The sequence below is a fragment of the Streptomyces sp. NPDC020958 genome (genome assembly GCF_055562175.1).
In genome coordinates this window covers 138,415-150,067 of the sequence record NZ_JBVHFU010000001.1, presented here as the reverse complement: position 1 = coordinate 150,067, position 11,653 = coordinate 138,415, and the positions used below count along the sequence as shown (strand labels likewise).

At 73.2% G+C, this 11,653-nt stretch carries 9 protein-coding genes; 6 read left to right on the top strand and 3 right to left on the bottom strand.

Annotation, left to right across the window (positions count from 1 at the left end; genetic code table 11):
* Positions 1 to 178: 178 nt before the first annotated feature.
* On the top strand, positions 179 to 1,336 hold the full coding sequence (locus tag ACZ3KP_RS00680; RefSeq protein WP_467495189.1) for an ROK family transcriptional regulator: 1,158 nt from the start codon (positions 179 to 181) through the stop codon (positions 1,334 to 1,336).
* 88 nt (positions 1,337 to 1,424) lie between these two features.
* On the opposite strand, the gene ACZ3KP_RS00675 is transcribed toward ACZ3KP_RS00680, so the two are convergent.
* On the bottom strand, positions 1,425 to 2,186 hold the full coding sequence (locus ACZ3KP_RS00675; RefSeq protein ID WP_467495187.1) for a GntR family transcriptional regulator: 762 nt from the start codon (positions 2,184 to 2,186) through the stop codon (positions 1,425 to 1,427).
* Between the two features lie 237 nt (positions 2,187 to 2,423).
* Positions 2,424 to 3,308 carry an RNA polymerase sigma-70 factor gene (locus ACZ3KP_RS00670; RefSeq protein WP_467495185.1) on the bottom strand — a complete coding sequence of 295 codons (885 nt, stop codon included), beginning with the start codon at positions 3,306 to 3,308 and terminating at the stop codon, positions 2,424 to 2,426.
* Positions 3,309 to 3,517: 209 nt separating this feature from the next.
* Between ACZ3KP_RS00670 and ACZ3KP_RS00665 the strand changes: the two genes are divergently transcribed.
* The 3 genes from ACZ3KP_RS00665 (at position 3,518) to ACZ3KP_RS00655 (ending at position 8,032) form a co-directional block, all read left to right on the top strand.
* Positions 3,518 to 4,348: an alpha/beta fold hydrolase gene (locus ACZ3KP_RS00665; protein ID WP_467495183.1), complete on the top strand. Its 831-nt coding sequence runs from the start codon at positions 3,518 to 3,520 to the stop codon at positions 4,346 to 4,348.
* 182 nt (positions 4,349 to 4,530) lie between these two features.
* A complete protein-coding gene (locus tag ACZ3KP_RS00660) occupies positions 4,531 to 6,111 on the top strand; it encodes an alkaline phosphatase D family protein (RefSeq protein WP_467495181.1) in 1,581 nt (526 codons plus the stop codon).
* 532 nt (positions 6,112 to 6,643) lie between these two features.
* A complete protein-coding gene (locus ACZ3KP_RS00655; RefSeq protein ID WP_467495179.1) occupies positions 6,644 to 8,032 on the top strand; it encodes a GNAT family N-acetyltransferase in 1,389 nt (462 codons plus the stop codon).
* Positions 8,033 to 8,100: 68 nt separating this feature from the next.
* On the opposite strand, the gene ACZ3KP_RS00650 is transcribed toward ACZ3KP_RS00655, so the two are convergent.
* Positions 8,101 to 9,252: a trans-sulfuration enzyme family protein gene (locus tag ACZ3KP_RS00650; protein ID WP_467496724.1), complete on the bottom strand. Its 1,152-nt coding sequence runs from the start codon at positions 9,250 to 9,252 to the stop codon at positions 8,101 to 8,103.
* Positions 9,253 to 9,341: 89 nt separating this feature from the next.
* On the opposite strand from ACZ3KP_RS00650, the gene ACZ3KP_RS00645 reads away from it, so the two are divergent.
* On the top strand, positions 9,342 to 9,833 hold the full coding sequence (locus ACZ3KP_RS00645; protein ID WP_132887826.1) for an Lrp/AsnC family transcriptional regulator: 492 nt from the start codon (positions 9,342 to 9,344) through the stop codon (positions 9,831 to 9,833).
* Positions 9,834 to 9,865: 32 nt separating this feature from the next.
* Entirely contained in the window at positions 9,866 to 11,554 is a 1,689-nt protein-coding gene (locus tag ACZ3KP_RS00640; RefSeq protein WP_358979680.1) for a DUF885 domain-containing protein, read from the top strand.
* The last annotated feature ends 99 nt before the right edge of the window (positions 11,555 to 11,653 follow it).

Below are 11,653 nucleotides of genomic sequence, written 5' to 3'. Positions count from 1 at the left end.
CGACGGAAACCAGCCCCCGGCCGTTGACTTCCGCGGCGTCGCAGGCGCGTCCGGGTGGGGGTTCGTGGCGTCGCGGTGAGGGTGCGTCTTTCGCGGGCCGGGGGTCGGGCACTCGCCGGGGTCGGTGGTGGGGAAGTACGATCCGGCCAACACGCGGAGCTAGCTGGGAGGACGGACGTTGGCGGGGCTGACCGGCGGTGATCCGTCTCTGTTGCGCAGGATCAATTCCGCGGTGGTGCTGCACGCGCTGCGGGCCACGGACTGCGCGACGCTCACCGAGATCACCCGGGTGACCGGGCTGTCCAGGCCGACGGTGGAGGGCGTGGTCGAGGGGCTGATCGAAGCCGGTCTGGTCGTGGAGAAGGCCGCCGAGGAGGGTGCCGCACGACGGCAGGGGCGGCCCGCCAGGCGGTTCCGGTTCCGGGCCGAGGCGGGGCACCTGCTCGGCCTGGAGATCGGCCCGCACCGCGTCGCGGCGCTCCTCGCCGACCTGGACGGCCGGGTGCTGGGCGCCCAGGCCAAGGAGGTCGACGAGACGGCCGACGCGGACGAGCGCCTGGAACGGCTGCGTACCGCGGTCGCCGAGTTGCTGCGCCGGGCCGGGGTGCCGCGCAGTTCGCTGCGCGCCGTCGGGGTCGGCACGCCGGGGATCGTCGAGGCGGACGGCAGGGTGCGGCTGGGCACCGCGCTGCCGGAGTGGACGGGGCTGCGGCTCGGCGAGCGGCTCAGCCGGTCCTTCAAGTGCCCGGTCCTCGTGGAGAACGACGCCAACGCGGCGGCCGTGGCCGAGCACTGGAAGGGTGCCGCCACCGAGTCCGACGACGTGGTGATGGTGCTGGCCGGGCTCAGTCCGGGCGCCGGTTCGCTGATCGGCGGGCGGCTGCACCGCGGTTACGGCGGTGCGGCCGGGGAGATCGGCGCGCTGCATCTGCTGGGCCGCGAGGTGACCCCGGAGACGCTGCTGTCGACCACCGACGAACCGCTGCACCCCCTGGACGAGCAGGCGGTCGCCGAGGTGTTCGCGCTGGCCCGGAAGGGGGACGCGCGGGCACGGGCCGCCGTCGACCGGTTCATACAGCGGCTGGTCCACGACGTGGCCGCGCTGGTGCTGGCGCTCGATCCGGAGCTGGTGGTGATCGGCGGCTGGGCGGCGGGGCTCGACGGCGTCCTGGAGCCGCTGCGCCGCGAACTCGCCCGCTACTGCCTGCGCCCGCCCAGGGTGGCCCTCTCCGTCCTCGGTGAAGCGGCGGTCGCGACCGGCGCGCTGCGGCTCGCCCTGGACCACGTGGAGGAACAGCTCTTCGCCGTCGACGGCACGGTCACCGCCCGGCGGTGAACAGCAGGGGGACGGCGGGCGGGTGCCCTGGAACGCGTCGCGCCCCGGAAGGGTTCCGGGGCGCGACGGGTCGTTCTGGGAGCTGTCGCTAGGAGGCCTGGCGTTCCGGACCGTGGTGGATCTCCACGCCGCCGGAGTCGCCGAAGGTGAGCCGGCAGGTGTCCGCGCGGTAGGTGGCGACGGACAGGGCGGCGGTGCGGCCGGCCGCGAGGAAGCGGGTCGTCACGACCAGGACCGGGGCGCCCGGCAGACGGTCGAGTTCCTTGGCGTCGTCCGCGCGGGCCGACCCGAGTTCCACGGCGCTGTCCCGGCCTTCCAGCTCCAGGCGCTGCAGCTCGCGCAGCACCGCACGCGCGCGTGCCGATCCGGCGGGCGCGTCGATCGCCGTCAGGTCCGGGACCGAGGACGCCGGGACGTAGAGCAGCTCGGCGGCGACGGGCTGCCCGTGGGAGACCCGGGAGCGCCGCACGACGTGCACGGGTTCGTCGGCGCCGCCGTCCAGGGCCGCGGCGACGGCGGCCGGCGGTGGCGCGAGGGTGCAGTCGACGGGCTGCCAGGCATCGTCGGGAGCGCCCGGCCAGGCGGGCTGGTCGGTGCCCACCGCCACGCCCACGCGCGGCGGTGCGACGGTCGTCCCGACACCACGGCGACGCTGGAGGCGGCCCTCCAGTTCGAGCTGTTCGAGGGCCTGGCGGAGGGTGGCACGGGCCACTCCGAAACGGGCGGCGAGGTCGCGCTCGTTGGGCAGGATCTCGCCGACCGAGAACTCCGAGTCGAGTGCCTCACTGAGCACGGTCTTGAGATGCCAGTACTTCGGTTCCGGCACCGTTTCCAGCTGCGTGGTCCCCACCCTGTCCTCCGCAATCGCCGTGGTCCGGCGGCGTTTTAGCGCCCTTGTTTATTAAAGGTTGTTGCACTTATCTGCGACCATAGGGCGGCGGACACCCTTGGTCAATACCAATCCTCGATCCCCGGCCACCGCACGGCGACGACGCCGCGGAGCGTTCACGAGGGGTTCGCACGGGGTGGTTCTCGTGACATGGCGGCAAAGCTCCCGTCGCAGTGCGGGAGCGAGTGACACGCGGGTTCAGCGAAGCGTGACCGACCGTAGTTTGTCGGGGTTGCTGATGATGTGGACGGTCCGGACCAGGCCGTCGGCGACGTCCAGCTGGACCACGCCGACCGGCTCGTCCCCGGCCAGCAGGAGCACGGCCGGGCCGCCGTTGACCTCAAGGAAGCGGAAGGACAGCCCCGTCATCCGCTTGCGGGCCACGCCGACGGCGAACCGGCCCACCTTCGCGGGGCTGACGACGACGCGCAGCGCCGCCGTCACCTTGCCGCCGCCGTCACTCACCAGGCGGACGTCCGGCGCGAGCAGGGACATCAGCCCCTCCAGGTCACCCTCGGCCGCCGCGGCGAGGAACCGTTCGGTCAGGTCCCGGCGCTGCGCAGGGTCGACCTCGTAGCGCGGCCGGCGTTCGTCGACGTGGCGCCGGGCGCGTCCGGCGAGCTGGCGCACCGCGGCCTCGCCCCGGTCGAGCATGGCGGCGATCTCGGCGTGCGGGTAACCGAAGGCCTCGCGCAGCACGAACACGGCGCGTTCCAGGGGCGACAGGGATTCGAGGACGACGAGGACGGCGAGCGATACGGAGTCGGCCAGTTCGGCACGTTCCGCGGCGTCGGGGGCGGCGCTGCCGAAGTCGGTGACGTACGGCTCGGGCAGCCACGGGCCGACATAGGTCTCGCCGCGCGCCTGGATCTGGCGGAGCCGGTCGATGGCGAGCCGGGTGGTGACGCGCACCAGGTAACCGCGCGGTTCGCGGACCTCGCCGCGGTCGCCGCCGGACCAGCGCAGCCAGGCCTCCTGGACCACGTCCTCCGCGTCCGCCACCCGGCCGAGCATGCGGTAGGCGACTCCCATGAGCACAGGGCGGTGTTCCTCGAAGACGTCGGTGAGGGTGTCGGCGGTCACGGCCCCCATCCCATCCGACACGTCCCCGGCCTGTCCAGCCGTGATCGGACCGTCCGGCGGGCGCCGCGCCCAGAATGGTCCGCGGGGCACGGGGGCGGCGGCCACGAAGACGCGACACACCCCACCGGGGTCTACCCGCCGGTAGCAATTGCTGACAAGCTGTCTACGGAGTCGACGAAGCCGCCAGCCCCGCCAGACGAGGAGCCTCCATGTCCGCCACCGTCTCCTTCAAGGTCGCGACCCCGCACGGTCAGCGGGACGTGACCGTCGCCTACGCGCGCGTGGGCCGCGGTGAACCCCTGGTCCTGATCCACGGGATAGGGCATCACCGGCAGGCCTGGGACCCGGTGGTGGACATCCTCGCGACCGAGCGGGACGTGATCGCCGTGGATCTGCCCGGCTTCGGCGCCTCCCCCGGCCTGCCCGACGGCCTCACGTACGACCTGCCGACGACCAACGTGGTGCTGGGCGCCCTGTTCGAGGCGCTGGGGCTGGACCGGCCCCATGTGGCGGGCAACTCGCTCGGCGGGCTGCTGGCGCTGGAACTGGGCCGCGAGAAGCTCGTACGGTCCGTCACCGCGCTCTCACCCGCCGGGTTCTGGTCGCAGGCCGAGCGGCGCTACGCCTTCGGGGTGCTCATCGCCATGCGGCGGATCGCGGAGCGTCTGCCGCTGCCGCTCGTCGAACGGCTGTCCCGGACGGCCGCCGGGCGGACGGCCCTGACGAGCACCATCTACGCCCGTCCGGCGCGCCGTTCACCCGAGGCCGTGGTCGCCGAGACCCTCGCCCTCGCACGGGCCACCGGGTTCGCCGACACCCTGCGGGCGGGCTCCCTGGTCCAGTTCACCGACGACATCCCCGGCGTCCCGGTGACGGTGGGCTGGGGCACCCGGGACCTGCTGCTGGTGCGCCGCCAGGGCGTCCGCGCCACGCAGATCATCCCCAAGGCCCGGCTGATCCGGCTGCCCGGCTGCGGCCACTGCCCGATGAACGACGACCCCGCGCTGGTCGCCCGGGTCATCCTGGACGGCAGCCGCTGACGAACGAGCCCCCGAAAAAGCCCGCATCCCACCCGCATCCGGACCCCGGCTGTGGCGGCCGGTTCCCGGTGGGTGCCGTCCGGGGCCCGGCCAGTGTTCACCCGCGGTTTCCGTGTGCGCTGCGGCGCACCAGTAGTTGTGGCGGTGCACATTGGCCGGATCCCGCCCTGGAGGCCCTTCCCATGTCCCTTCCGCTCCCCGGCCGTCGCAGCGTGCTGCGCGGCTCCCTCGCCGCGTCGGCGGCCCTGGCCCTGCCCACCGCGCTCGGTTCGGCGCCGGCGTTCGCACTGTCCGGGCGGCCCCGCGCCGACTGGGGCGTGCAGGCGGGCGACGTGACGGCCGACTCCGGTCTGGTGTGGGTCCGTTCGGACCGGCCGGCCCGCATGATCGTGGAGACCTCCGCCACCGAGTCGTTCCGGGGCGCCCGCAGGTGGCACGGCCCGCTGCTGGGCGCGGGCAGCGACTTCACCGGCACCACCCGGCTGCACGGCCTGCCGTCCGGCGAGCAGATCCACTACCGCGTGCTGCTCGCCGACCCCGACGACCCGCGCCGCACCGGCGAGCCGGTCACCGGCACCTTCCGCACCGCGTCCGCGCGCCGCCGCCAGGGCGTGCGGTTCGTTTGGTCCGGCGACCTGGCCGGGCAGGGCTGGGGCATCAACGAGTCCATCGGCGGCTACCGCATCTTCGACGCGATGGCGAAGCTGGACCCCGACTTCTTCCTGTGCAGCGGCGACAACATCTACGCCGACGGCGTGATCCCCTCGACGCAGGCGCTGCCCGACGGCAGCCTGTACCGCAACGTCACCAGTGAGGCGAAGTCGCACGTCGCGGTCACCCTGGACGACTTCCGCGGCAACTTCCGCTACAACCTGCTCGACCAGGCGCTGCGCAGGTTCAACGCCCAGGTCCCGAACGTCATCCAGTGGGACGACCACGAGGTCCGCAACAACTGGTACCCGGGCGAGGTCATCGGCACCGGCACCCCCTACCCGGCCGGCACCAGGCTGAACGACATGGCGGCGCGCTCGCGGCAGGCGTTCTCCGAGTACTTCCCGATCTCCACGATCAGCGGGCGCCCCGACGGCCGGATCTACCGGGTCCACCACCACGGCCCGCTCCTCGACGTCTTCGTGCTGGACATGCGGACCTACCGCGACGCGAACTCGCCCGACGACCAGACGACCGACCCGCAGGGCATCCTCGGCGCCGAGCAGCTGGAGTGGCTGAAGCGGGAACTGTCCCGGTCGCGTGCGGTGTGGAAGGTGATCGCCGCCGACATGCCGCTCGGTCTGGTCGTGCCCGACCCGGTCGAGGGCAAGCCGAACTTCGAGGCCGTCGCCCAGGGCGACCCGGGCGCGCCGCTCGGCCGTGAGCTGCAGATCGCGGAGCTGCTGCGGTACATCAAGCACCGGAGGATCACCGGCACGGTGTGGCTGACGGCCGACGTCCACCACACCTCGGCCCAGCACTACGACCCGTCGCGGGCCGCGTTCAAGGACTTCGCCCCGTTCTGGGAGTTCGTCTCGGGTCCGCTGAACGCCGGCGCCTTCCCTGCCAACGCGCTGGACGGCACGTTCGGCCCCGACCGGGTGTTCGTCAAGGCGCCGACCGCCTCGAACGTGTCCCCGGCCGAGGGTTACCAGTTCTTCGGCGAGGTCGACATCGACGGCGACTCCGGCGAGCTGACGGTGCGTCTGCGCGAGTACGACGGGACGGTGCTGTTCACCCGGACGCTGCAGCCGGGCCGGGTCGGCCAGTAACTCCCGTACGCTCTTCGCAGGGCCGCGCTCCGGCGTCATCCCCCGGGGCGCGGCCCTGCCGCATTCTCAGCAGAGCGCTCTTCGCGCCGCACCCGCAGCAGCGCCTGCGCGACTCCCGCTGCTCGCCGAGGCCGGCGGCACGGCAGGCGAGAGCACGCATCCGTGCGTGGCCTAAGGCCTGGGCACCCGACACCCCGAGGGCTGCGGCCGGCCGAGTCGGCGCGGACGGCGGCGGCCACCGGGGCGAACGCGCCCCTGTGGGAGATGCTCCGGCACGCCCTGCCCGTCCTGCTCGTCGATCTGGCGACCGCGGGGGCCTCCGGCTCGGCGCGTGGGCTCGGGGAGTTGCTCTCCGTTGCCGCCGAGTGCGCCGAGCGGTCCCTGAGCGGTAGTAAAAACATCAACAAAAGGAACATAAGCATGCTTTACCGATCGGTCACAGGGCGTTCGCGATCACGCAACACCTTTCCTTCACAGTGGCTGCATGAATCGAGACATGTCTGATGTGACACGCACGAGGAACGGACGCCCCGTGCACCACTGGCGACGGGACGTCGTCGAACTGGCCGCGCTGTTCACGGCGGTGGCGGTCGCGGACGGGGTGGCCAACCTGGTCGGGCACGGGCCGGACGGTCCGGTGCTGCTGGTCGTGTCGGCGCTGGTGCTGGCGGCGACCGCGGGCTTCCACGTCTGGTGGGCGAGGCGCCCAGGTCACGCACCGCCGGTGCCGGACACCGATACCGGCGCCCGGCCGACCGTCGACGCGACGGGGCAGGCCGGGCCCGAGGCGCAGGCCCCGGCGGCCGGGGGGACGCCCGCCACGCTGTGGCGGTTGCGCACGACGGTGCGGGACGAACCCGGTTCGCTGGCCGCGCTGTGCACCGCGCTGGCCGCGCACCGGGTGGACATCCTGAGCCTGCAGACGCATCCGCTGGCCGACGGCACCGTGGACGAGTTCCTGCTGCGGGGCCCCGGCGAGCTGACCGCGGGTGAGATCACCCGGGCACTCTCGCTGGCCGGGGGCACGGACACCTGGATCGAGCGGGCCGACACGCACGATCTGGTGGACGCCCCGACCCGGGTGCTGGGTCTGGCGACCCGCACGGCCTTGGACGCCGCGGAACTTCCGCTGGCACTCCGGCAGTTGTTGGGACGGTGCACGATCCGCTCGCTCCCCGCCCATCCGGTGGGCGGGGCCCGGCGCCCCGAGGCGGTTCCCGTCGAGGGCGTGCTGGAGGACACCGTGATGCGGCTGCGTGCGCCGGAAGGCGGAGTGATCACCGTGGAGCGGCCGTATCTGCCCTTCACACCCACCGAGTTCGCGCGGGCGCGGGCGCTGGTGGAACTGGACGCCCGGCTCGGGCCGCGCATCCCGCACGGCCAGGACGTGCTCACGCTGCCGGAGGGGGAAGCGATCACCGTGCGCCGGGCCGACACGGGTGACCTGGAGGCGGCCAAGGCGATGCACGAGCGTTGCTCGGCGCGGACCCTGGGACTGCGGTACCACGGTCCCGTAGGGGACGCGGACCGCTATCTGAACCACCTGCTGAGCCCCCGGTTCGGCCGGACGCTGGCGGTGGGGACCGCGTCGGGGCGCATCGTGGGACTCGGGCACCTGCTCTGGGACGGGGACGAGACGGAGGTGGCGCTGCTCGTCGAGGACGACTGGCAGCGGCGGGGCATCGGCGGGGAGTTGCTGAGCCGGCTGGTGGGGATGGCGGTCGAGGCGGGCTGCGAGAGCGTGTACGCGGTGACGCAGGCGTCCAACACCGGGATGGTGGCCGCGATGCGGGCACTGGGGCTGCCGCTCGACTACCAGGTCGAGGAGGGGACGCTGGTGATCACCGCTCGGCTGGATGCCGTAGGGGTCGCGACGTGGCTCTCCGGTGCGGGTGAGACGGGGAGGGCCGAAGCGCCGTAGGGGCCGGGGGGACCGCGGTGCCGCCCCCGGCCTTCGGCTGGGGGCACTCCGGCGCCCCGGGCGGGGTGCTACCGCCGCCCCAGGGCCCGGTCCAGGTCGGACCACAGGTCGTCCACGTCCTCCAGGCCCACCGACAGGCGCAGCAGCCGGTCGCTCACGCCGGCCGCTCTGCGGTCGCCCGCGGCCACGACGCGGTGGCTGATCGACGCCGGGTGCTGGATGAGGGTGTCCACGCTGCCCAGGCTGACGGCCGGGGTGATCAGCCCTACCCGGGAGACGACCTCGTGGGGGTCGCCGTGCACCTCGAAGGCGATCATCGCGCCGCCGAGCCGTGGGTAGTGGACGCGGGCCACCCGGGGGTCGGCGGTGAGCCGGCGGGCGAGTTCGGCGGCGTTGGCGGAGGCGGCGCGAACCCGTACCGGGAGGGTGGACAGGCCGCGCAGCAGCAGATAGCCGGCCAGCGGGTGCAGCACGCCGCCGGTCGCGAACCGGGTCTTGCGCAGCTGCCCGGCGAACTCCTCGTCGCAGGCCACCACCCCGGCCAGCACGTCGCCGTGACCGCCGAGGTACTTGGTCGCGCTGTGCAGCACCAGACGTGCGCCGAGTTCGGCGGGGCGTTGCAGGACGGGAGTGGCGAAGGTGTTGTCGGCGAGCAGCGGGACCGTGCCGCAGGCGTGGGCGACGGCGCGCAGGTCCAGTTCGGCCAGCGTCGGGTTGGCCGGGGACTCGACCAGTACCAGGCCGGTGTCGGGACGCAGCGCGTCGGTGATGCCGGCCGGGTCGGTCCAGGTGACCTCGGTGCCGAGCAGACCGGCGGTGAGAAGGTGGTCGCTGCACCCGTACAGGGGCCGTACGGCGACGACATGGCGCAGGCCCGCGGAGGCGCGGGCGAGCAGGACGGCGGACAGGGCGGCCATGCCGCTGGCGAAGGCCACCGCGGACGCGGTGCCTTCGAGGCGGGCCAGGGCGGTCTCGAAGCGGGCGACCGTCGGGTTGCCCAACCGCCCGTAGACCGGGGGTCCGACGGGGTCCGCGCCGTCGGTGGCGAAGGCGTCGATGCGGGCGGCCTCGGCACGGCTGTCGTATGACGGGTAGGTGGTGGACAGGTCGATCGGCGGGGTGTGCAGTCCCTGGCGGGCGAGGTCGTCGCGGCCGGCGTGCACCGCCTCGGTGGCCAGGGCGCGGCGGGGGCGGGCCGCCGCCGTGGCCGCCGTTCCCATGCATGCTGTGTCCGTACTTGCTGTGTCCATGACGGAAGGGTGAACAGGAGGCGGGCCGATCATGCCGAACGCCGTGCTACGTTCGGCACATGGCCGATTCCGTCGTACTGGATCCGGTGGACCTGCATCTGCTGCGGCTGCTTCAGAACGACGCCCGGACCACCTACCGCGATCTCGCCGCCCAGGTGGGCGTGGCGCCGTCGACCTGCCTGGACCGGGTGGCGCGGCTGCGCCGCTCGGGGGTGATCCTCGGGCACCGGCTGGAACTCGATCCGGCCAAACTCGGGCGCGGTCTCGAAGCGCTGCTCTCGGTGCAGGTCAGGCCGCACCGGCGGGAGTTGGTGGGCCCGTTCGTGGAGCGGATCCGGGCGCTGCCGGAGTCGCGTACGGTGTTCCACCTGACCGGTCCCGACGACTACCTGGTCCAGGTGGCCGTGGCGGACATGACGGACCTGCAACGCCTGGTCCTGGACGAGTTCACGTCCCGTCGGGAGGTGGCCCGGGTGGAGACCCGGCTGATCTTCCAGCGGTGGGACTGCGGACCGCTGCTCCCGCCTACGCCGTCAGCTCAATCCCAGTGACGCGCGGCGGCCGTCGTATCAGGATGGACCGCATGTCACAGACGAACAGCCCGCTGCCCCGTCAGGTCGCCGACACCTTCGTCGACGAACTCATCGCCCTCGATCCGATCACCGGTACGTTCCTCGGCGTGAAGGAGAGTTCGGGCCGGCTGCCCGACACCTCGCCGGCCGGTGACGAAGCGGTCGCACAGCTCCAGCGCGCCACGCTCGCCAAGCTCGACGAGGCCGAGCGGCAGCCCGGTGCGGACAGCGACATCGAGCGTCGCTGCGCCCGTCTGCTGCGTGAGCGGCTCACCGCCTCCCTCGCCGTCCACGAGGCGGACGAGAGCCTGCGTGCCGTCAGCAACCTGAGCTCGGTCGCGCACTCGGTGCGCGGGGTGTTCACCGTGACGCCCGTCGCCACCGAGGAGGACTGGGCGGCGGTCGCCGAGCGGCTGCGCGCGGTGCCGGCCGCGCTGGAGGGCTACCGGCAGTCCCTCGCACTGGGCCTGGAGCGGAAGCTCTACGCGGGCCCGCGGGCCACCGCCACCTTCGTCGGGCAGCTCGGCGAATGGGCCGACACGGGCGACGGCAGGGGCTGGTTCGAGCAGTTCGCGTCGGCCGGGCCCGAGGCGCTGCGCACCGAACTGGACGCGGCGGCCCGGTCCGCCACCGAGGCGGTCGTGGCGCTGCGCGACTGGATGCGGGACGTGTACGAGCCCGCGGTCGAGGGCGCGCCGGACGTGGTGGGCCGCGAGCGGTACGCCCGCTGGGTCCGCTACTTCAACGGCACGGACCTCGATCTGGACGAGGCGTACGCGTACGGCTGGTCCGAGTACCACCGGCTGCTGGGCGAGATGAAGGCCGAGGCGGAGAAGATCCTGCCCGGCGCGGCCACGCCCTGGGAGGCGCTGGCGCACCTGGACGCGCAGGGCACGCACATCGAGGGCGTCGACGAGGTGCGGGACTGGCTGCAGTCCGTGATGGACGAGGCCATCGAGAAGCTGGACGGCACCCACTTCGACCTGGCCGAGCGGGTCCGCCGGGTGGAGTCCCGGATCGCACCGCCCGGCAGTGCGGCGGCGCCGTACTACACGCCGCCGTCGGACGACTTCTCCCGCCCCGGTATCACCTGGCTGCCGACGATGGGCCAGACCCGGTTCCCCGTCTACGACCTGGTGTCGACCTGGTACCACGAGGGGGTGCCCGGCCACCACCTCCAGCTGGCGCAGTGGAAGCACATCGCCGAGAACCTCTCCCGCTACCAGGCCAGCGTCGGGATGGTCAGCGCCAACGCCGAGGGCTGGGCGCTGTACGCGGAGCGGCTGATGGACGAGCTGGGCTTCCTCACCGACCCGGAGCGCCGGCTCGGCTACCTGGACGCGCAGATGATGCGCGCGGCGCGGGTCATCATCGACATCGGCATGCACCTGGAGCTGACGATCCCGGACGACTCCCCCTTCCACCCCGGGGAGCGGTGGACGCCCGACCTGGCGCAGGAGTTCTTCGCCGCGCACAGCAGCCGCCCCGCGGACTTCGTGGTGAGCGAGCTGACCCGCTACCTGTCGATGCCGGGCCAGGCCATCGGCTACAAGCTGGGCGAGCGGGCCTGGCTGCTGGGCCGGGAGAAGGCCCGGGAGCGGCAGGGCGACGCCTTCGACCTGAAGGCCTGGCACATGGCGGCCCTGTCCCAGGGTTCCCTGGGCCTGGACGACCTGGTGGAGGAGCTGTCCCGGCTCTGACCGACCGGCGGCCCGGCCGGCGTACCGGCCGTGTCTGCCGTTCGGGGGTGTTCCGGTGGCGCCGGTCCGGAGGACCCGGCTTGCTGGTGCCAGGGGGCC